Here is a 21,411-nt window from a genome sequence, read left to right on the forward strand (position 1 = left end):
TTGGCGCTCCGCGCAGAGACGGAACGGACAGGCGAGGGACGCGTCGCCCGGCGTCGCTCTCCGTCTCTTGGGCGTAACCTCGACGCCGCCGGGCTGGACGCGGAGCGATCACGGTGACGCCGGCCTCGGCAAGCGGTAGATCGCGGATGGAGGCGACACCCATGCGCATCGATCTCAACGCCGATCTCGGCGAAGGCTACGGGCCCTATACGCTCGGTGACGACGCGGCCCTTCTCGATCTCGTCACCTCGGCCAATGTCGCCTGCGGCTTCCATGGCGGCGATCCGGCGATCATGGTCGCCACCGCCTCGGCGGCCAAGGCGAGGGGCGTGGCCATCGGCGCCCATCCGGGCTTCCAGGATCTGCGCGGCTTCGGCCGCCGGGTCATCGCCGAGAGCGCGGCCGAGATCGAGGCGGGGGTGGCCTACCAGATCGGCGCGCTCCAGGCCTGCGCGGCCCTCGGCCATCATCGCGTCACCCATGTGAAGGCGCACGGAGCCCTGGCCAACCTGTCCAATGCCGATGCGGAGGTGGCAAACGCCCTCGCGCGGGCGGTCCGCGCCGTCGACCGGACCCTGCCCCTGGTCGTGATGCCAGGGCTCGCTGCAGAGCGCGCCGCGCTCGAGGCCGGTATCGCCGTGGTGCGGGAGATCTATGCCGACCGGGCCTATGACGAGGACGGGCAGCTCAGCGCGCGTTCGCGTCCCGGAGCCGTGATCCACGATTCGGCCGAGGCGGCTTCGCGGGTCCGCCGCATGGTGGAGGAGGGGGCGGTGATCACCCTGACCGGCCGCCGGATCGCGGTGTCCATCGACACGATCTGCGTCCATGGCGACACGCCGCGCGCGGTGGAGACGGCGCGGGCGGTACGGCTGGCGCTGGGAGAAGCGGGATTCGACCTGGCCGCATTCAGCGGCGCCTGATTGCGAAATGAATGCAATCGACGAAAGCAGCAGGGATCGTTTCCCGCCGATACTCCGTTCCCCACCACAACCGCGCCGGCCTTTCCGTCGCGCGGTCGCATGCGTGGCGTTGAGACGGACCTGACATGGCGACACCGAAACCGGCGGACGAGGCCCCGCGGCAGCCGGCTGCCTCCGGCGATGCGAGCGCGAGGAGCGGCGTTTCGCGGGCGACATCGGTCCGGACCGCCATGCTGCCGCCCCGGGCGACCCGCATCGCCCCGGCCGAAGCGATCCCGCCCTCCCTGGCCTCGCCGCTCATCGTCACCGCCCTGATCGTCTCCGGCCTGTATATCGGCCGCGACGTCCTCATCCCCATCGCCATCGCGGTCCTGCTGTCCTTCGTCCTCGGACCCATCGTCCATCTGCTGCGGCGCCTGCGCTTCGGTCGCTTCCTGTCGGTGGCCACCTCCGTCGTCATGGCTCTCGGGGTGGCGGCGGCCCTGGCCACCCTCATCGGCGTCCAGCTCGCGGATCTGGCCAAGGACGTGCCCCGCTACCGCACCACCATCGAGCAGAAGGTTGAGGGCCTTCGCGACAGCCCGGCCGGGCGGCTGGCCGACTACGTCGCCAATATCGGCCGGACCATGCACCAGGGCGGCGAGGAGAGCGCGAAGCCCGAGGCTCCCAAACCGGAAGCCGGGAAACCCAACCCTCCGCCGCCCGAGAAGCCGGTCGTCGTCGAGATGAAGGAGCGGGCGCCGGATCCGCTGGCGCTGGCCAACACCATCCTGTCGCCGATCCTGCATCCCCTAGCCACCACCGGCATCGTCTTCATCGTGCTGCTGTTCCTGCTGATGCAGCGGGAGGACCTGCGCGACCGCATGATCCGCCTCGTGGGATCGAGCGACCTCCACCGGACCACGGTGGCGATGGACGACGCCGCGCGGCGGCTGAGCCGCTACTTCCTGGTCCAGCTCGCCCTCAACGCCGCCTTCGGCGTCGTGATCGGCATCTGCCTCTCCGTCATCGGCGTGCCCAACCCGGCCCTCTGGGGCATCTTCTCGGCGCTGATGCGGTTCGTTCCCTATATCGGCGCGGCCGTGGCGGCCCTGTTCCCCCTGGCGCTCGCGGCGGCGGTCGATCCCGGCTGGACGATGGTCATCGCGACGCTCGCGGTGTTCCTGATCCTCGAACCCCTCACCGGGCATGTCATCGAGCCGATGCTCTACGGACAGTCCACCGGCATGTCGCCCTTCGCGGTGCTGGTCTCGGCCCTGTTCTGGACCTGGCTGTGGGGACCGGTCGGCCTGCTGCTGTCGACGCCGCTCACCGTCTGCCTCGTCGTGCTGGGGCGGCACGTGGACAAGCTCGAATTCCTCGACGTGCTGTTCGGCGACCGGCCGGCCCTGACCCCGGTGGAGAATTTCTACCAGCGCATCCTCGCCGACGACCCGGAGGAGGCGGAGGAGCATGCCGAGCTGATCCTCAAGGAGTGCTCGCTCTCCTCCTATTACGACGACGTGGTGCTGAAGGGTCTCGAACTCGCCGCCCGCGACGCGGCCCGCGGAGTGCTCACGCCCGAGCAGAAGACCGACATCCGGGATACGGTCGCCGTCCTCATCGCCGGCCTCGACCGCCGGGAGGTCGAGGTGCCCGACGACGATTTCGCCGCTCCGGCCGAGATTCCCGAAAGCTGGAAGCAGGACGGTGCGGTCCTGTGCGTGACGGGGCGCAGCTTCGTCGACGAATCCGCCTGCACGATCCTGGCCCAGCTCCTTAACAGGCGCGGCATCGGCACGCGGATCGTTCCCTTCTCCGAGGTGGCGCGGGTCCAGATCGACGGGTTCGATCCCGGCTCGGCCCGGATGACCTGCATCGTGTCCCTCGCCATCAACGGGGAGCCGACGCATCTGCGCCGCCTCGTCGGACGGCTGAAGCGGCGCATGCCGGACCTGCCCATCGTCGTCGGCCTCTGGCAGGCCGATCACGAAGTTCTCAACGACGAGGGCCTGCGGACGCAGATCGGCGGCGACGTCCATGTGTCGTCCCTCGACGCCGCGTTGCAGGCCGTCCTCGCCCGGGCCGGCACCACGGCCCCGGCCGCGAAAACGGAGCCTTCCGCACCCGAAACTTTGCCCGAGACGCCGCCATCGGCACCCCTCGCGACCGCCATCGCATCGTGATTGCGCAGGGGGCCGTCGGGGGTCGAAGAGCCGTCCAATGGCGCTGGTTACGCCGGTGCGATGGCGGTGTTTCGGGGCGGGTCGTGGCGGTCCGGGCTTGACGCGGCGCGCCCGTCACCGCTTCGGTTGCGGGGCGGTTCCACAGGGAGGCTTTCGATGAGCGTCGTCGATCTCGCACGGTTCATGGAAGACCTCGCCACCGAGTCGGGCCAGGCCATCCTGCCCTTCTTCCGGGCCTCGTTCGGCATGGACGACAAGGGCAGGGGGACGGGCGCCTTCGACCCCGTCACGGAGGCAGACCGGGCCGCGGAGACGATCCTGCGCGGCCGGATCCGGAGCACGTTTCCCACCCACGGCATCGTCGGGGAGGAGTTCGGCTCCGACCATGCGGATGCCGAATGCGTCTGGGTGCTCGATCCGATCGACGGCACCCGCGCCTTCATCACCGGCCTTCCCACCTGGGGAACCCTGATCGGCCTGCTCCATGACGGCGTACCGGTACGCGGCCTGATGAATCAGCCCTATCTCGGCGAACGCTTCGTCGGAGATGGGGCGAGTGCGACGTTCCAGGGCATCCGAGGCCCGCGCAAACTCATGACCCGCCGCTGCGAGCGCCTCGCCGATGCGCTGCTCGCCACCACGGATCCGCGCCTGTTCGCGCCGGGCGACGAGCAGGATCGCTTCCGGAGCATCGAGGGCGCCGTGCGCATGTCGCGCTACGGGACCGATTGCTACGCCTATTGCATGCTCGCGGCCGGTCAGATCGATCTCGTGGTCGAGGCCGGCCTGAAGGCCCATGACATCGTTGCTCTGATCCCGATCATCGAGGGAGCCGGCGGCGTCATCACCGCCTGGGACGGCAGCCCCGCCGTGAAGGGCGGTCGCATCGTCGCCGCCGGAGATGTACGGCTGCACGCCGCCGCCTTGCGCCACCTCAACCCGTAAAGCCCTGATTTTTCAAATTTTTAGGCCCTGTAATTCTCCTCCGGTCGAGGTGAGGCGATGGCCTTGTCCGGTCAGGCCGACGCTTGTCTCACGGCGTCATCGCGGCGGCGACGGCCCGCCCCGTTTCGGCATGTTCAGCCCTGTCCGACACCACCGTCCCCGGCACGAAAGCATCGAAAGCCGCCCAGAAATCGTCTCGGATGGCATCGCGTTCCGAAAGGATCTCGTGACGGGCATCGGGCAGGACGAGGAGGAATCCGGAGGAGAGGCGGCCGACGAACCGTTCCGTGATCGCGGTGTCGCACACAGGATCGGCGCCGGCACCGATGACGAGGGTCGGAATACGGATCGAGGCGGCCTTTCGCGGATCGGCGAGCTTTGCCATCGCCCGGAACGCGCCGACGATCCAGGCCACGCTCGGATCCCCCACGGCGCTTGCGCCGACGGCGCGGGCCGCCTGGGCATTGCGTTCATAGCGGGCGGGATCGCCCGAGAGGCGGTTTCCAGCGAACGGTTTCGTCGCCAAGGAAGCCGGCTTGCCGAACGGGATGTAACTGCGCCCGAGACCCAACGCGTGCAGCACACGGGCGAGGAAGAAGGACGCCACCGGAAAACGGATCATCCGGATCGACAGCATAGGCGCCACGGTGACGAGGCGGGCGAAGGGCAGCCACCCATCCATCGCCCCGGTCAGGGCCACGGCACCCCCCATGGAATGGGCGAGGCACATGTGTGGATGCGGCATCAGCGGCCGCAGGATCGCATCCTCGATTGCCCTGAGATCGCGGCGATAATCGTCGAACCGCGCCACGTGGCCGCGATGCGCGTCGGAGACCTGTCGCTGCGATTCCCCCTGGCCCCGCCAGTCGAACGCAACGATGGCGAACCCGCGGCGGCGCAGCTCGGTGATGGTCTCGTAGTACTTCTCGATGAACTCGGCCCGGCCCTGCAACAGGCACACCGTCCCCTTTGCCAACCGGGTCGTCGGGCGCCAATGGGCGGCCCTCAGCCGAATCCCGTCATCAGCATGGACAACGACCAGCGTTCCCCCCGGAGGGACCGGATTTCCGGGCGTGGAAGCAAGGGTCAGCATGTGTAGGGTCCGGACAAGAGATGCGACGACAAAATTTGCATGCGACGGGGTATCCAAACTCTTGAAGCCCTCCGACGCGCCTCCGATATTGGAGGAGCGCCGGCCGATACGGCGGCGCAACGGTCCGGCCCCTCGGGCGGACGATACGTTACATGTTGCTTCCTACGGAGAATATGTCATGCGCCAGTTCGATCTTGCTCCCCTCTATCGCTCTACCGTCGGCTTCGACCGTCTCTTTTCGGCCCTCGATCAGTTCGTGAGCGCGGATGCGGTCCCGACCTATCCGCCCTACAATATCGAGCGCACAGGTGAGAACGCCTACCGCATCACCGTCGCGGTGGCTGGGTTCACCGAATCTGACCTCACCATCGAGGTGAAGGAAAACGCGCTCACGCTCAAGGGCGAGCGTAGTCCCGATACCAGCCGGAAGGCCGAGGTCCTGCATCAGGGTATCGCCGCCCGTGGTTTCGAACGCCGGTTCCAGCTTGCCGATTACGTCCAGGTGACGGGAGCGGCCCTGGAAAACGGCCTGCTCCATATCGATCTCGTCCGTGAGATTCCGGAGGCGAAGAAGCCCCGCCAGATCCAGATCGCCACGTCCGCCGGCACGAAGGCACCGGTGATCGAAGGTCAGGTGCAAGCGGCGGCGTAATCGCCGGTCCTTCGATGACGGGCGCCCCGGCCGCGAGGTTGGGGCGCCTTCACGCAATCAGAATCCGTCGAACCGATCGCCCCGGCCGGGCTCCTGGCATCGGTAGCCGATGAAGCAATCCGATGTATCGCGCGTGGGTGCGTAGGCGGGGATTGTGATCTCGGTCACCTCGCAAGCGCCCCGGTCACGTACGAAGCGGTCATAGGTCGCTCCACCCGTACCGAGGACGATGCCACGGTTCCGCGATACGACAGTTCGTGCCTCGGGGCACGTCATGTCGAGGGTGGATGCCCGCTGCGCCATTGCGGGCCAACTGATGCCGAGGACGGCACACATGACGCCGCCGAAATTGAATATCCTGACCACCGCCGGAAGTCCCCCGCCCTTGGCCGCATGAAGACACGGTTCGATCAGAGTAACTCCGTGCGGATCCGCCGAGTTTCAGGCGCGATTCAGAGGTCGCCGAATACGAGTTGCCCCTGTGGGCTCTGCCTGCGGCGCGCGGCGACCGAGCGCTCCTTGCGGACCGGAGGTTTTGGTGCGGGACGGTGCTGTTTCGGCTCGCCGCGCATCCGGGCTTTTGCTTTGTCGCGGGCCACCGCTTCCGGTGCACTCGGATCGTCGCTCAGCCATTTGCCGCGCTTGATGACCTCGTTGACCCGCCCCTGGTTCACGCCGACCTTGAAGGCGATCTCCTGCTGGGTCATTCCCGTGGAGGCATGAAGGTCGAGGATCGCCCGCGCCAGATCCGGTGTCATCTTCTGGCCCGTGAGGCGTCGAGCAGGCTTGATCGTGCGGGTCGCCCGGTCGCGTTCGCGCAAACGTTGGAGCAGGGCCAGCGCCATGTTCATGCCCTGCTCGCGCAGGGCCTCCTCGAATTCCTTCAATGTCGCCATCGTCGGCTTCCTCGTTGCCGTCGCGGCCAGACCTGTGGACCTGCCCGCAACCGAGAGAACGGTCGGACATGCGCCAAGGTTGCGACGAATGCCATCGGTCGATTCATCATGGTTGAGCCGATGCCGGAACGATGACAACCGGGCGAAGACTTCGTCCACCGCTATTGCAGCGCAGATCGCGCGTGATAGTGCCGATGTTCCCATGTTCGTGGTCGCCGGTGACGGTGCTCGACCTTGCTGTTTCCCTTGGCGGCCTGCCCGTGGCGGAAACCTCTGGCTTCGGCTAAACCGCGCGGCACACGCGGCTTTCGAGGACGCTTCCCCAATGATCAGCCCGATCCTTTCCGTCGCCCGCGACGGATCAGCGCCCGGCGCTCCCTCCCTTGTCGAAGCGTTGGAAGGCGGCTCGGTCCTGGTCTTCCACGACGAAGACTTCCCCATCAGCGACTTCGAGAAACGCTTCGTCGAACGACCCTTTGCCGACGGCAAGGCCAAGAACGTCAACATCCGCGGCAAGGACGCGGCTCTGAGAGGCGCCGCTGGGACGCCGGAGGAGCAGGAGGCGCTGCGCCAGCTTCTCATTCGATACAAGGCTTTCGCCCAGGGGCTGATCGAGCGACACCTGCCCGCCTATACCGGCAAGGTCACGCTGGCCGGCACCTCCTACCGCCCGTTCGAGGTGGACCAGCGCAAGCTCAGTTGGCGCCGGGACGATACACGCCTGCACGTGGACGCCTTTCCGTCGAACCCGATCGGCGAGAAGCGCATCCTGCGCATCTTCCGCAACATCAATCCGAGCGGCCAACCGCGCCTGTGGCGGGTGGGCGAGGATTTCGGCTCGATGGCCGAAAAATTCCTGCCGCGTCTGCCCGGCTACTCGCCCCTGTCGGCACGGCTGCTGGCGGCCCTCCGGATCACCAAGGCGCGCCGCTCCGAATACGACCACCTGATGCTGCATCTCCACGATGCGCTGAAGCAGGACATGGAGTACCAGCAGAGCGGCCCCCAGGCCGACGTGCAATTCGCACCGGGCCAGACCTGGGTGACGTTCTCCGACCTTGTGATGCACGGCGCCATGGGTGGTCGCTACATGCTGGAACAGACCGCCTACCTTCCGGTGACGAGTCAGGCGGATCCGGAGCGCAGCCCGCAGCGGATCCTCGCCCGGAAGCTCGGGCGCAAGCTGCGCTGAAACCTCATGCCACTGAGATGGGTTTGGACCACGCCATGATCCTCGAAATTGCACAGATCGACATCAAAGCCGGGACGGAGGCTGATTTCGAAGCAAACATCGCCAAGGCATCTGAGATCTTCAAGATTGCCAAGGGCTGCAGGAGCTTCACCGTGCGCCGTTCCCTGGAGAAGCCTCAGCGCTACCGGCTGCTAATCGAGTGGGAAACGCTTGCCGACCATACCGAACTCTTCACCGGCTCGCAGGCCTGGAAGGATTATCGCGCTATGGTCTCTCCCTTCTTCGAGGGCCCGCCGAGTGTCGAACATACAGAGCTGACCCTTCAGGCGTTCTGACGGCGGGAACGGTCGGGGCCGGATGGCGGACCAGCATCTTGAAGCGGCGATCGAGGCGCGCCCAGCGCTCCGCGATGCCATCGCGGGCGCAGGTCCGAAAGGACTTGGCTAGCGTAGAAGCCGACATTCGTCTCAATGTGGCGAGACGCCGGGACCGATGGCACCATCACCATGAGAGGGGATGGCCAGGAGGATCAGGCTGACATCCGCAGCAGCCCCGGCACCCAGCATTGGCGCGGACGGTGCGCCTTGGCGTCCTCAAGCGCCGTCCCGATATCGCCGATGGCCTCTCTGGGATGGCTCTGATCGGCGTACCGCGATGCGGTCGCCCCTCCGCCGCGCGAAGTGATCCCGGTAGATCTGGAGCGCAGCAGGAAAACGACGAGCGAAGCTGATTGCATCACTCCCCGGCTTTTCTCCTGGGATGGCACAATCGAGCCCCCGCGTGATCCCGCTCGAAACGGCGCTACCGGCTGGAAGGTTCGGCTCATGGTAACCCTCGTCACGGACATCTCATTGGGACCGGACGGCCTCAGTGCAGACGGTCCGACACGGTCTTGAGCGTATTCTCGATGGACCAGACGTGGCGGGTGAGGTCGCGCCGTGCGCAGGCACTCGCTTTTAAGACGTCCGGTAGCAACGATGAGGAGCTAGGTCCGCATTCGGCGACGGCCGATAGAAGCAGGAAGGCCAGTGGCCCGAGTGTCCCGATGAGCTTGAGACCGAAATAGGCACGACCCAGAACGCTACGCCGCCCGTCACGTGGAGGCTTTCCAGAACGGACCGGAGTGATTCCACCCGACAGCACGCTCCGCTCGGACGACCGGTGAAAGGCTTCGTCGTCATCCGGGGGGAAATGCGAGTCTCGGAACCGTTCGAGCTTGCTCTGAGCCATCTTTCTCGTCTCAACCAGAGGTCACGCGACATTCGTCCCTCCTTCGTAAGGATTCGATGATCGCGGGTGGGTGAATTGAGTCCTTTCGCTCCTAGGCAGGCACGTCGCGCGAAGCCTTCGCCACGGTGACAGCCGGCCGCCGACTGCTTACTGAAGGAAACCGTCCTCGATAGAGGCGGCTTTGTCCGAAGCGTCCTTGCAAAGGCGGCCATTGCCCATGATCCAGCGCCCCCTCCGCATTGGCACCCGCGGCAGCCCCATGGCTCTCGCGCAGACGGGAATGGTCCGCGACAAGATCGTGGCGGCCAATCCGGAGTTGGAAACGGAGTTGGTGGTCGTCAATACGGTGGCCGACCGCATCCTCGACCGGCCGCTCTCGGAGATTGGCGGCAAGGGGCTCTTCACGAAGGAGCTCGAACAGGCCCTTTTCGCCGACGTGGTCGATGTGGCCGTGCATTCGATGAAGGATGTCGAGACCTGGCTGCCCGAGGGGCTGGTCATCGCTTGCATTCTGGAACGTGACGATCCGCGTGATGCCTTCCTCTCCGCTCAGGCGGACGGCTTTGCCGGCCTTGCGCCAGGTGCCCGCGTGGGCACCTCCTCCCTGCGTCGCGCCGCTCAGGTTCTCATGCGGCGGCCAGATCTGCGCATCGTCCCGATGCGCGGGAACGCCAATACGCGGATGCGCAAGCTTCAGGAGGGCACCTGCGAGGCGACGCTTCTGGCCCTTTGTGGCCTCGAACGTCTTGGTATGGCCGGCATGGCACGGAGCGTCCTGTCCGTGGACGAGATGCTTCCCGCCGTGGCGCAAGGTGCGCTCGGTATCGAATGCCGGGAGGCGGATTCAGACGTTCGAGCCTTGCTCGCCCCGCTGCAATCTCCGACGGCCTCGGCCGAACTCGACGCCGAACGCGGGCTCCTTGCGGAACTCGATGGGTCGTGCCGTACCCCGATCGCGGCCCTGGCACGGATCGACGGCGAGGTGCTGACCCTCGACGGCCTGTTGTTCCTGCCCGACGGCAGTTCCCATTGGGCGGTCCACCGTTCGGGCGTGGTATCGGATGCAGCCCGGATCGGACAGGATGCCGGCGCCGAACTGAAACGCGCGGCCGGGGACACCTACGCCAAGCATCTGCAATAGCCGGGCTCCCAAACCAATGGCAGCAGCGCCGGCTCCGGTTAGGCGCGGCGTCGTCGCGCCTTGCGGACAGGAGAGGAACGGTTAATCGCCGATCGGCTACGGTCAGTGTATAGTCTCATACACTCTGCGGCCCGGGGATACCGATGCTTGAGGTCTGCGCCGACCTGCCGTCCTGCTCACCGGTGCTGATCCATCTCGATGGGGATATCCCCGGCCAGGGAGAGATCACGATTGAGCGTAGCGGGGATGCCCAATTGATAGCAGCCCTCCGGGCACGTCTCGATGACCAAGCCCGCTTCATCGACGTGCAGGCGCGGTCCCTTGCCCATAGCCGGAAGATCTTCGAACGCGCCTCGGCCGTGGCCAGAATTGGAGTATGGGAATGCCGCCTCGCAGATGAGGCACTGACCTGGACCGATGCCGTTTACCGGATGTTCGACCTGCCGGTGGGCTCCGCGGTGGACCGTGAGACGACCTTGGGCTGCTACAGCCCGGAATCCCGTATCCGCCTCGACGCGCTCCGGAGCCAGGCCATCGCCGAGCGTGGCGGCTTTACCCTCGATGCGGAGATCGTGACGGTTTCGGGCAACCGACGCTGGATTCGCCTGACCGCCACGGTGGAATGCGAGGAAGGAACACCGGTCCGCATCTTCGGAATGAAGCAGGACATCACCGAGGAGAAGATCCTCGCCGACCGAACCCGCTATCTTGCGGAGTTCGATACCCTGACGGGCCTGCCCAACCGCACCGCCTTCTACGGTCGCCTCGCCGACATGGACAGACTGGGAGCCCTACTGCTCCTCGACCTCGACGGCTTCAAACAGGTCAACGACACTCACGGCCACATGGCAGGCGACGCCTGCCTCGCGGAGGTGGGGCGCCGCCTCAAGGAGACGTGCCGTCACACGGAGTTCGTCGCGCGCATCGGGGGTGACGAGTTCGGGATCGTCGTCGACGGCACGATCGGCACACAGGGCCTCGCAGCCCTGGCGAAGCGGATCATCGCCGCCATGGCGTCGCCCATCGCCTGGGGGCAGGGGACCTTCACGATCGGCGTTTCCATCGGGATCGCCATAACGGCGCTGCGCAGCCCGGAGGACGTCTTCGCGGAGGCCGACATGGCGCTTTATGCGGCCAAGGCGGAAGGGCGCGGGACGTTCCGCCTAGCCCCTCCGCCGAAATGACGGCGACCGCCTCACGCCGATGCGTGATGCGAGACCGGAGCGGGGGGTAGGCCGCGCTCGGCCGCCATCATCCTGGCAAGGGCGGCGATCTCGCGTATCTGGAATGGCTTGCGGACCGAAAGGCTTCCTCGAAGCGGTCTGCGGTCGAAATATGCATTCGTGGATGCATAGATGACCGGGCGGCCAGGACGAACCTCGCGGAAGGCGAGCGCGACTGTCCATCCGTCTATCATTCCCGGAAGATTGATATCGGTCAGCAACCAGTCGAAGTCGGCACCCCGAGTCCTGAGAAGCGTCAAAGCGTCTTCGCCGCTGGACGCCGCCACGGCAGTGAGGCCGGCACGCTCACACTGGATCGTCAACATATCCAGCAGGAGGAAATTGTCTTCGACGATCAGAACTCTCGGTGCGCCACTCATGCCGGCCATCGACCCTTTTATACATCAACAAATGACTGCATTAATGGTTAAGCTTCCATCAACGGTCGCGTTGATTCGGAAGCCGCAGGCGACCTGGACGGTGGGTCGTTCGAACACCTTGTGACGATGCGCGAGGCACCAGTGGAGCCAACGGCAGATGAGGCCAGAGGAACGGTCTGCGATGAGGCGACGCTCGCCGAACTCAGAGTCCTTCTCGGGCACGACCATCTGAAACGGCTCTTGTCCCTGCTCGTCGTCGAGATCCGCGTCCGCTTTTCCGGCGGAAAGGACGATCGGATCGCCATAGCGCAGGATGCCCATGCGCTGCTGGCGTCGAGCGGGTCTCTCGGTTTTCTCAATCTTTCGCGGTGCTGTTCGATGATCGAACAGGCTTGCCTGAAGGGCGACGACATCGCCATCCCGCTGCAAGAAGGCCGGATCGCCGCCGACCGCGCATTGACGGCGCTCGCTGCCTTGGGGGTGCGCGAGTGACGGCAGTCGTGCGCCTTTGAGACCCTCGGAGCACGGATGCGTTGCGCCGAAGGCACACCCGCCGAGAGTACGGAGCGCGCGACTGATCCGTCGCGTCGCTGCCGCATTTTGGGTGCGACACAGACCATTCTCAGATCACGGCGCCATTCCGCTGAATTGAGGTGCCGAGTGTCACAGACCGCCACTGGGATTCGGTCTTTGAAACGTCCCGTCAAGGTTGATGGAACCTTCGCTTAACCCGCTCGACCTACACAGGTCGCACCATCGAACGGCCCCGCGGGGACGCTCCGGAACCGGGCACCCCGCACGAGGAGAGCAAGACCATGTCCATGACCGCACGCTTTCGCGTGTTTCCGCTCGCGGCAGCCCTTTGCGCCGCGCTTAGTGTCGCTGCCTGCACCAATGACAAGGATCTCGCCGACGCCTCGGGTTTCGCCGGCGGCGCCAATACACCGGGCAGCGCGCAGGACTTCGTCGTCAACATAGGCGACCGCGTCTTCTTCGAGTCGGATTCGACCGACCTGACGCCGACCGCTACTGCCACCCTCGACAAGCAGGCCCAGTGGTTGCAGCGCTATCCCCGCTACACCTTCCTGATCGAGGGCCATGCTGACGAGCGCGGCACCCGCGAATACAACTTCTCACTCGGCGAACGCAGAGCCCAATCCGTCAAGGACTACCTGTCGTCACGCGGCCTCCCCGCTGGACGGATGCGGACGGTCTCCTACGGCAAGGAGCGCCCGGTTGCCGTGTGCAACGACATCTCCTGCTGGTCGCAGAACCGGCGCGCCGTGACCGTCCTCGACCGGAGCGCCGGCTCCTGAGGACGAGGGGTAACCTTCACAGTGGTGGTCCTATTTTTGCCGCGCCCCGGCACATCTGCTATCGGCGGGGCGCTGCCGATGCCTCCTCGTCCGATCCGACCACAGGTGCCGATTCCCATGCTCCGCCGCCTGCTTTACGCGTCCACGCTCCTCGCAGTCCTCTCTCCCTTGACCGTCGTCGGTCCAGCGACGGCACAGGATGCGTCTGAATTTATCGTCCGCCTGAACCGCATCGAAAATCAATCTCGACAGATGGCGGGCCAGATCGAGACGCTGCAATACGAAAATCGCCAGCTCAAAGAACAGCTTCGCAAGTTCCAAGAGGACGTCGAATATCGGCTGCAGGAAGGCAAGGGCGGCGGAGGAAAGCCGGCCGCCCCCCCGTCCGGCACCAATCCCGGACAATCCAAGCAGCAGAAGCGCAGCGATGCCTTCGACCCGGAGCAGAACCCGGGCCGTCCCGGCGGGCCGATGCAGCTCGGCACGACCGTCCCCTCCGCCGCCATCGCCGCTGCGCCGTCGCCACGGGTACCGAATGTGCCGCCCACGGTGGTCGATGCCGATGACGAAGAGCCGGGCCTGTCGCCTCCGGGTCTGGGCGGCCCCGTCGATCTCACGCCCCCCTCGCGTGTACCCACGACAGGCGCGTTGCCGAACCCGTCGCGCTCGATGACCAGCGTGGCTGCAACGACGACGGGGGACGCACGGGCGGATTACGAAACGGCCTACGGCTACATTGCGGCGCGCCATTATGAACAGGCGGAGATGAGCCTGCGCCAGTTCATCCAGTCGCATCCGCGCGACGCCCAGGTGCCGTCGGCGACCTACTGGCTCGGCGAGAGCTACCTTCAGCGCAACCGCAACCGGGAGGCGGCCGAGCAATTTCTGAAGGTCTCCACAGATTACGCGCGCTCGCCCCAGGCGCCGGATGCGATGCTGAAGCTAGGAATTTCTCTGAACGCCCTCGGCGCTCGCGAACAGGCCTGTGCGACCCTCGCGGAACTGGAGCGCAAATTCCCTTCCGCCGCACAGGGTGTCCGCCAGAGTGTGGTCCGCGAGCAGAAACGCGCGCGCTGTGCCGCTTGAACGCCGCGCCATCGAGCCATGGGATCGACGCGACGCTCGCCGCGGCGCTGAAGCCCTATCTTGAGTCCTGTCGCCTGCTCATCGCCGTCTCCGGCGGACCGGATTCCACCGCGTTGATGCATGCGGCGGCCCGGTTCGGCGCCGTGCATCCGATCCAGGTGGCGACGGTGGATCATCGTCTACGGACCGAGGGACACGCCGAGGCCCTGAGCGTCGGGCTCGCCGCGAAATCGCTTGGTCTAAGCCATCACATCCTGACCTGGGACGGCGACAAGCCGCACCGCGGTATCCAGGCCGCAGCACGCGACGCGCGCTATACCCTCCTTGCGGAATGCGCGGACCGGATCGGTGCCGATACCATTCTCACCGGACATACCGCCGACGATCAGGCGGAAACCGTGCTGATGCGGGTCCTGGCCGGAAGCGGTCCGGCCGGTCTCGCGGGCATGCGGCGCGAGCGGGTTCTCGCGCCGGGCCTACGCCTAGCGAGACCCTTTCTCCTTATTCCTAAGGCGGAGCTCATTGCCTATTGCGCAGCCCATGGGCTGGCGCCCGCATACGATCCCTCGAACGTCGATGACCGCTTCGCCCGCGCGCGCCTGCGCCGCCTCATGCCCGACCTCGCGGCGGGAGGCCTCAGCCCCGAACGGCTTCGCCGCCTTGCCGCTCGCATGGCTCGCGATGAGGACGCGTTGCGCGACGCCGCACGCGCCACGTTCACCGCTCTCCGTATCACCGCCGATGTCGTCATCCTGGATGCCCGTCCGCTGGCCGCCTTGCCGGACGCGATCCTCCTTCGCGTGGTGGGCCTCGCATTGCACGAAGCCGGCGGGGGAGGGGCTTTACGCCTCGAACGCCTGGAACGGCTCGTCTTCGACGACCTTCGGCCTGCCCTCGCCGCAGGCGCTACCATGCGGCGCACGCTGCGCGGCATTCTCGTCGATTTGAAAGCCGAGGGCGTCCTCTCCTTCCGTCCTGCCCCGGCGCGCCGGTCCCCATCTTAGGGGCACGCTCACCTTTCCCCGGACTGGCTTGCCGCAGGCTGGCCCGATTTACTTGGCAAGGGGGTCGGCACTGCCTACATTGCCGACATGTGTCCGCGTGATCCGCCCACCAAGCGCGGGACCGGACGCCCCCAGGGATTGATCGATGAACCCGAACTTCCGCAACTTTGCCTTGTGGGTCGTCATCTTCCTGCTCGTGCTGGCCCTCGTCACTCTGTTCCAGAATCCGGGACATCGTGGCGGCGGCAGCGAGATCGCCTATAGCCAGCTTCTGAACGACGCCGATTCCGGCAAGATCCAGACGGTGGTGATCTCGGGGCAGGATGTGAGCGGTACCTACGTCGGCGGTGGCAACTTCACCTCCTATGCGCCCAACGACCCGAATCTAGTGTCGAAGCTGCAGAGCAAGGGCGTGCAGATCACCGCGCGTCCTCCGTCAGACAATACGCCCTGGTTCATCCAGCTCCTCGTGAGCTGGCTGCCGATCCTGGTGTTCATCGGGGCCTGGATCTTCCTGTCGCGCCAGATGCAGTCGGGAGCGGGCCGTGCCATGGGCTTCGGCAAGTCGAAGGCCAAGCTCCTCACCGAGGCTTCGGGCCGCGTGAGCTTCGACGACGTCGCCGGCGTCGAGGAGGCCAAGGAGGATCTGCAGGAGATCGTGGAATTCCTCCGCGATCCGCAGAAGTTCCAGCGCCTCGGCGGGCGCATCCCGCGCGGTGTGCTGCTGGTCGGCCCTCCCGGTACCGGTAAGACCCTGATCGCCCGCGCGGTGGCGGGTGAGGCCAATGTACCGTTCTTCACCATCTCGGGTTCGGACTTCGTCGAGATGTTCGTCGGCGTTGGTGCCAGCCGCGTGCGCGACATGTTCGAGCAGGCGAAGAAGAACGCCCCCTGCATCATCTTCATCGATGAGATCGACGCGGTCGGGCGCCACCGCGGCGCCGGCCTAGGCGGCGGCAACGACGAGCGCGAGCAGACCCTCAACCAGCTCCTCGTGGAGATGGACGGGTTCGAGGCCAACGAGGGCGTGATCATCATCGCCGCCACCAACCGGCCTGACGTGCTCGATCCTGCCCTGCTGCGTCCGGGCCGGTTCGATCGCCAGATCATGGTGCCGAACCCCGATGTCGTCGGCCGCGAGCGCATTCTGCGAGTCCATGTCCGAAAAGTGCCCCTGGCGCCGGACGTCGACCTCAAGGTCATCGCCCGCGGCACCCCCGGTTTCTCGGGCGCCGACCTGATGAACCTCGTCAACGAATCGGCCCTGCTGGCGGCGCGGCGCGGCAAGCGCATCGTTACGATGCACGAGTTCGAGGATGCCAAGGACAAGGTGATGATGGGCGCCGAGCGGCGCACTCTCGTCATGACCGAGGACGAGAAGCGCCTGACCGCCTATCACGAGGGCGGCCATGCCATCGTCGCCTTCAACGTGCCGGCGACCGATCCCGTCCACAAGGCGACGATCATCCCGCGCGGTCGGGCGCTCGGCATGGTCATGCAGCTGCCGGAACGCGACAAGCTGTCCATGAGCTTCGAGCAGATGACCTCGCGTCTGGCCATCATGATGGGCGGTCGCATCGCCGAGGAGATGACGTTCGGCGCCGACAAGGTGACGTCGGGCGCGCAGTCGGACATCGAGCAGGCCACCCGCCTCGCCCGCATGATGGTGACCCGCTGGGGCTTCTCGCCCGAACTCGGCACCGTGGCCTATGGCGAGAACAACGACGAAGTGTTCCTCGGCATGTCCATGGGCCGTCAGCAGACGGTCTCCGAGGCGACTGCTCAGAAGATTGACGCCGAGGTCCGCCGCCTCGTCGAGACCGGCCTCGAGGAAGCGCGCCGCATCCTCGGCGAGCATAAAGACGATCTCGAAGCGCTGGCACAGGGACTCCTCGAATACGAGACTCTGTCGGGTGACGAGATCAAGAACCTGATCGCCGGCAAGCCGCCGATTCGTGACGCCGGTGACGGACCGACCCCGATCCGGGGCTCCTCCGTCCCCTCGGCAGGTCGCGGCCGGCCACGGGACAACGAGGGCGGACTGGAACCTCAGCCTCAAGCGTGATGCTGGCATGGTCGTCTTTGGAGATAACAAAGCGGCGAGGGAAACCTCGCCGCTTTTCTTTTGATTGCCAAAAGCCAATTTGATCGGCATCGCGGGTCGACCAAATAGCGAAGCGCGGGTCGTCTGCGCCATGATCGCGATGAGGGCGGCCACCATCGATGCACGAAGCGGCACAGGGCGCGATCGGTGAGTTGACCAATCCGGAACGGCGTTTCGTCGAGGCCTGCCGCGTAGGCGATATACAGAGGCTCGCCCCCGAAGAGGCCATTCGTGCGAGCGTCATTCGCGCTCTCGTTTGCGCGGAAAGAACAGACTGGCCCGTCGCTCCCGAGGGCGTGCGGCTCGTCGGCGGCCTTGTGGTGGGCCTGCTCGCCTGCGCCGACCGCGATCTCGTCCGGCCGCTCTGGATCGACGATGCGGATATCCCGGACGGAATCGACGTCAGCAACAGCCATACGCGGACATTGTCCTTCGAGAAGAGCCGCATCGGCAACGGCTTGTCGGCGCAAGGCGTGACCATTGCCGGACCGCTTTTCATCTCGCACGCCACCATCTCGGGCACCTGCGATCTCCGCGGCGCCTCGATCGCCAGCACGTTCACGGCAGACGGGGCCGTGTTCGATCACCCCACCGGGGACGCGATCAACGCCCAGCGCAGTTCGATGGCGGGCGCGTTTCTCAACCATGCCAGGGTCAGGGGTGGCTGTCGTTTCCTGGGAGCGGCCATCCGAGGGCAATTTGTTGCCGTGGGCGCGGTGTTCGAGAACCCTGACCAAGACGCGATTGATGTTCAGGACATCACGGTGGCGGGGATCTTCCTCGATGGTGCCACCATCATGGGCACCTGCCACCTCGTCAGTGCACATATCGCCGCGCAGTTCGCCGCCGAGGGGGCGACATTCCACAATCCGAACGGCACCTCCATCAATGCCCAGGGCAGCCGTATCGGCAGCATCATCCTGCGTAGCGGAGTCGGACCTGGCGACGTCCCCATTCCTGGCACGATTGACGGCAGCCTCAATTTCAGCCGTGCGACGGTAGAGCATCACGTCGAGATCAGCGGAGCCACTCTGATGGGCGGCCCGTTCGGTGCGCTCGACGGGCGCGGTATGGAGACGAAGGGACGGTTCATCATCGGGTGCGGCGCCCATGTCACCGGGGCGATCCTGCTCTCGGGGGTCGAGATCCGCGGCTCCCTCGACCTTTCGGGCAGCCACATCCTGTCGAGTGCAATTGCCCGGGACGCCCTCGTCGAGCCCGCGCATGGGGGGGGGGGCACCGAGGAGGATCCCCTGCGCTTCATCGCCCTCGATCTCAGTGAATCCGTGATTTCTCACCTGATCATGCCGGATGCCGAAGACATCCGATATCCGGGATGCGGACGCCCACGCGGTATCGTCGATCTTTCGCGGTTGAAGGTCGGCACCTATGTCGATTTTGCCTCTGCCTGGCCGACTCCGGTGCCGCTCCGCCGTGGTTCCGGTCCTGACAGGTTCCGTGACGCGAAGGACCGCGACGCCGATCACCTCATCCTCGACGGGTTCGAGTACCAGCATCTCGACAATCCGGATGGTGACGCAGCGCCCTCGGTGCCGACGCATACGGCGAGGCAGCGCTGGCTGCGCGGGCAATCCCGTGACGATCTCGTCACCCGGCTTCGACCCCAACCTTGGCGCCATCTCGCCAAGGTGCTGGCGAGTCAGGGTTACGAGGAGGACGCCCACCGCATCGCCATCGCCCGGCGCGTCGCCGAACGTCACGCCCGCGAAACCGGCAGGTTCCTGCGCTGCATCAGTTGGCTTCTCCACGTCCTGGCCGATTACGGCTTCAATCCGTGGAAGGCGGTGGGCTGGTCGGTGGTGGTCATCGTGGTCTGGGCCGCCGTCTATACCGGCGCGGCTTTCGAATCCTGCAAGGGGGGACCACGTCTCTGCCAGGACGGGGAGATCTTCGTCCGCACGGCCGCCGCCGATTTCGTGCCGGGCGTCACGAGCAGCGACGAGGCGAGGGACAAGCTCGTCAACCTCTACCCGTCCTTCGATCCGCTGGCCTATTCGTTCGATACCTTCATGCCGCTTTTCGATGCCGGCACGGACCGGTTCTGGCGGGTGAACACGGCGACCTGGCGGGGGGTGGCGCTCTATTACTTCAGCATAGCCGAGCAGATCGAAGGGGCTGTCCTCGTCTCGCTGATCATCACCGGCTTCACCGGCCTCCTCACCCGCGACGAAGCTTGACCAACACACTGGGCCGGCACCATTCGTTTGCCATGCTTCGATACCATTCAGCGAGGCGAAACCGGCTATGAAGGCCGTGACGATCGGGATTGAAGAACGTGCGTAAGTATTTCGGCACAGACGGTATCCGGGGCCGCGCCAACGGGGTGATCACCCCTGAACTTGCCCTCAAGGTGGGGCAAGCCGCAGGATTGGTGTTCCAGCGCGGCGATCACCGCCACAGGGTCGTGATCGGCAAGGACACCCGCCTGTCCGGCTACATGATCGAGACCGCCCTCGTCGCCGGCTTCACATCCGTGGGCATGGACGTGATGCTGCTCGGCCCCATGCCGACGCCGGCGGTGGCCATGCTCACTCCCTCCATGCGCGCCGATCTCGGGGTGATGATCTCCGCCTCGCACAATCCCTTCGAGGATAACGGCATCAAGCTGTTCGGCCCCGACGGGTTCAAACTCAATGACGAGGTCGAGCGCGAGATCGAAGCGCTGATCGATAGCGAGTTGCACAAGAAGCTCGCCGGCTCGCGCGATCTCGGCCGCGCCAAGCGGATCGAGAGCGTGCATGCCCGCTACATCGAATTCGCCAAGCGCACGCTGCCGCGCAATGTCACCCTCGACGGCCTGCGCGTGGTCGTCGACTGTGCCAATGGCGCGGCCTATCGCGTCGCGCCGGAGACCCTGTGGGAGCTCGGCGCCGAGGTGATCGCCATCGGCGTCGACCCCGACGGCTTCAACATCAATCACGATGTCGGGTCGACGGCACCGGCGGCCCTTGCCGCCAAGGTGAGGGAGTTGCGGGCGGATATCGGCATCGCCCTCGACGGCGACGCCGACCGCGTTCTCATCGTCGACGAGAAGGGCCAGTCGGTGGACGGCGACCAATTGATGGCTGCCGTGGCCAGGTCCTGGAAGGATGACGACCGGTTGACGCAGCCCGGCATCGTCGCGACGATCATGTCCAACCTCGGCCTGGAACGGTTCCTCGGCGGGATTGGCCTCGGCTTGGCCCGAACGGCGGTGGGCGACCGCTACGTCCTCGAGCACATGCGCGAGCACGGCTACAATCTCGGCGGCGAGCAATCGGGTCACATCATCATGTCGGATTACGCCACCACCGGGGACGGTCTCGTGGCGGCACTTCAGCTTCTCAGCGTGGTCAAGCGTCAGGAGCGGCCGGTGAGTGAAGTCTGCCATTGCTTCGATCCGCTGCCGCAGATCCTCAAGAACGTGCGCTACCGCTCAGGCGCGCCGCTTCAGCAGGATGCAGTGGTCACCGCCATCGCCCATGGCCGCGAGCGCCTTGGCGAAACCGGCCGCGTCGTCATCCGTCCCTCGGGCACCGAGCCGGTCATTCGCGTGATGGCGGAGGGCGACGACCGTAACCTCGTCACGGAAGTGGTGGACGAAATCGTCGATGCCGTGACCAAGGCCGCAGCCTAATCACGCAGTGCGTCCGGCGCGAGACAGCGCCAAGCCGTGAGGAGGGCGCCCCTGAGCGTCTCCTCTTCGGCACCGGCGAGTAAAAGGTTGGTCCAGCCGCGCCGTCCCCAGGCGCCGGGAACGGGGTCGAACAGGTCGGGCTCGGCTTCGACCATGAGCGCCTGATGCTCGGCTGGGAACTTGAGTACGACGCGCTCTTCGTCGACCCAGAGGGTCGCGAAGATCCGCCCGCCGACGCGGAAATCCGGATGGCCCATATGGGCGCCTTCCTCCACCCCCGGCAGCATCAGCGCCAGGGCGCGCACGTCTTCAGGACGCATCCACCACTCCTCCTCAATACTCGCGACAACCGCAGACGCTCGGCGCGAAGGCAAGTGCCGCGACTGGGCGATGGCGCCTGCAGGTTCCGGCAAGGTTCTGGACG

At 65.9% G+C, this 21,411-nt stretch carries 20 protein-coding genes; 15 read left to right on the plus strand and 5 right to left on the minus strand.

The window, feature by feature from the left end; all coding sequences use genetic code 11:
• Positions 1-161: 161 nt before the first annotated feature.
• From MKK51_RS26355 to hisN, 3 genes are all read left to right on the plus strand, one after another.
• The gene (locus MKK51_RS26355; protein ID WP_243982719.1) at positions 162-923 is read left to right on the plus strand and encodes a LamB/YcsF family protein; all 762 of its coding nucleotides are present in this window, start codon (positions 162-164) and stop codon (positions 921-923) included.
• A gap of 230 nt (positions 924-1,153) precedes the next feature.
• Positions 1,154-3,088: an AI-2E family transporter gene (locus tag MKK51_RS26360; protein ID WP_243982840.1), complete on the plus strand. Its 1,935-nt coding sequence runs from the start codon at positions 1,154-1,156 to the stop codon at positions 3,086-3,088.
• Between the two features lie 156 nt (positions 3,089-3,244).
• The gene (gene hisN, locus MKK51_RS26365; protein WP_243982730.1) at positions 3,245-4,033 is read left to right on the plus strand and encodes a histidinol-phosphatase; all 789 of its coding nucleotides are present in this window, start codon (positions 3,245-3,247) and stop codon (positions 4,031-4,033) included.
• 88 nt (positions 4,034-4,121) lie between these two features.
• Here hisN and MKK51_RS26370 read toward each other — a convergent pair whose 3' ends face one another.
• Entirely contained in the window at positions 4,122-5,126 is a 1,005-nt protein-coding gene (locus MKK51_RS26370) for an alpha/beta fold hydrolase (protein WP_243982732.1), read from the minus strand.
• A gap of 178 nt (positions 5,127-5,304) precedes the next feature.
• Here MKK51_RS26370 and MKK51_RS26375 point away from each other — a divergent pair, with 178 nt between their 5' ends.
• Positions 5,305-5,778 carry an Hsp20 family protein gene (locus MKK51_RS26375; RefSeq protein ID WP_243982733.1) on the plus strand — a complete coding sequence of 158 codons (474 nt, stop codon included), beginning with the start codon at positions 5,305-5,307 and terminating at the stop codon, positions 5,776-5,778.
• A gap of 452 nt (positions 5,779-6,230) precedes the next feature.
• On the opposite strand, the gene MKK51_RS26385 is transcribed toward MKK51_RS26375, so the two are convergent.
• Positions 6,231-6,674 (minus strand): RNA polymerase subunit sigma-70, encoded by a 444-nt coding sequence (locus MKK51_RS26385; protein ID WP_243982842.1) that lies wholly within the window; start codon positions 6,672-6,674, stop codon positions 6,231-6,233.
• Positions 6,675-6,999: 325 nt separating this feature from the next.
• Between MKK51_RS26385 and MKK51_RS26390 the strand changes: the two genes are divergently transcribed.
• The gene (locus MKK51_RS26390; protein ID WP_243982735.1) at positions 7,000-7,866 is read left to right on the plus strand and encodes a Kdo hydroxylase family protein; all 867 of its coding nucleotides are present in this window, start codon (positions 7,000-7,002) and stop codon (positions 7,864-7,866) included.
• A 35-nt stretch (positions 7,867-7,901) separates the two neighbouring features.
• Positions 7,902-8,201 (plus strand): antibiotic biosynthesis monooxygenase family protein, encoded by a 300-nt coding sequence (locus MKK51_RS26395; protein WP_243982743.1) that lies wholly within the window; start codon positions 7,902-7,904, stop codon positions 8,199-8,201.
• A gap of 194 nt (positions 8,202-8,395) precedes the next feature.
• Here the strand turns inward: MKK51_RS26395 and MKK51_RS26400 are convergent, their stop codons facing one another.
• On the minus strand, positions 8,396-8,602 hold the full coding sequence (locus MKK51_RS26400; RefSeq protein WP_243982746.1) for a hypothetical protein: 207 nt from the start codon (positions 8,600-8,602) through the stop codon (positions 8,396-8,398).
• A gap of 711 nt (positions 8,603-9,313) precedes the next feature.
• Between MKK51_RS26400 and hemC the strand changes: the two genes are divergently transcribed.
• Positions 9,314-10,237, plus strand: a complete 924-nt coding sequence (gene hemC, locus MKK51_RS26405) for a hydroxymethylbilane synthase (RefSeq protein ID WP_243982748.1) — start codon at positions 9,314-9,316, stop codon at positions 10,235-10,237.
• Between the two features lie 143 nt (positions 10,238-10,380).
• Positions 10,381-11,421: a diguanylate cyclase domain-containing protein gene (locus tag MKK51_RS26410; RefSeq protein WP_243982756.1), complete on the plus strand. Its 1,041-nt coding sequence runs from the start codon at positions 10,381-10,383 to the stop codon at positions 11,419-11,421.
• Between the two features lie 11 nt (positions 11,422-11,432).
• Here MKK51_RS26410 and MKK51_RS26415 read toward each other — a convergent pair whose 3' ends face one another.
• Positions 11,433-11,840: a response regulator gene (locus MKK51_RS26415; protein ID WP_243982758.1), complete on the minus strand. Its 408-nt coding sequence runs from the start codon at positions 11,838-11,840 to the stop codon at positions 11,433-11,435.
• A gap of 126 nt (positions 11,841-11,966) precedes the next feature.
• Between MKK51_RS26415 and MKK51_RS26420 the strand changes: the two genes are divergently transcribed.
• The 7 genes from MKK51_RS26420 to glmM all read left to right on the plus strand — a co-directional run bounded on the left by MKK51_RS26420 (position 11,967) and on the right by glmM (position 20,987).
• On the plus strand, positions 11,967-12,332 hold the full coding sequence (locus MKK51_RS26420; protein ID WP_243982844.1) for an Hpt domain-containing protein: 366 nt from the start codon (positions 11,967-11,969) through the stop codon (positions 12,330-12,332).
• 323 nt (positions 12,333-12,655) lie between these two features.
• On the plus strand, positions 12,656-13,156 hold the full coding sequence (gene pal / locus MKK51_RS26425) for a peptidoglycan-associated lipoprotein Pal (RefSeq protein ID WP_243982759.1): 501 nt from the start codon (positions 12,656-12,658) through the stop codon (positions 13,154-13,156).
• Between the two features lie 117 nt (positions 13,157-13,273).
• Complete coding sequence (gene ybgF / locus MKK51_RS26430) at positions 13,274-14,242, plus strand: tol-pal system protein YbgF (RefSeq protein WP_243982761.1); 969 nt, start codon at positions 13,274-13,276, stop codon at positions 14,240-14,242.
• On the plus strand, positions 14,239-15,246 hold the full coding sequence (gene tilS / locus MKK51_RS26435; protein WP_243982763.1) for a tRNA lysidine(34) synthetase TilS: 1,008 nt from the start codon (positions 14,239-14,241) through the stop codon (positions 15,244-15,246). The genes ybgF and tilS overlap by 4 nt, the downstream gene beginning before the upstream one ends.
• A gap of 145 nt (positions 15,247-15,391) precedes the next feature.
• A complete protein-coding gene (ftsH, locus tag MKK51_RS26440) occupies positions 15,392-17,311 on the plus strand; it encodes an ATP-dependent zinc metalloprotease FtsH (RefSeq protein ID WP_027174054.1) in 1,920 nt (639 codons plus the stop codon).
• A 335-nt stretch (positions 17,312-17,646) separates the two neighbouring features.
• Positions 17,647-19,548: a hypothetical protein gene (locus tag MKK51_RS26445; RefSeq protein WP_243982765.1), complete on the plus strand. Its 1,902-nt coding sequence runs from the start codon at positions 17,647-17,649 to the stop codon at positions 19,546-19,548.
• Between the two features lie 98 nt (positions 19,549-19,646).
• A complete protein-coding gene (gene glmM, locus MKK51_RS26450) occupies positions 19,647-20,987 on the plus strand; it encodes a phosphoglucosamine mutase (protein ID WP_243982846.1) in 1,341 nt (446 codons plus the stop codon).
• Here glmM and MKK51_RS26455 read toward each other — a convergent pair.
• Positions 20,984-21,307 (minus strand): MmcQ/YjbR family DNA-binding protein, encoded by a 324-nt coding sequence (locus tag MKK51_RS26455; protein ID WP_243982766.1) that lies wholly within the window; start codon positions 21,305-21,307, stop codon positions 20,984-20,986. The two genes, glmM and MKK51_RS26455, sit on opposite strands and share 4 nt — an antisense overlap.
• Positions 21,308-21,411: the final 104 nt, after the last annotated feature.

The organism is Methylobacterium sp. E-045 (genome assembly GCF_022829685.1).
Taxonomy (GTDB): domain Bacteria; phylum Pseudomonadota; class Alphaproteobacteria; order Rhizobiales; family Beijerinckiaceae; genus Methylobacterium.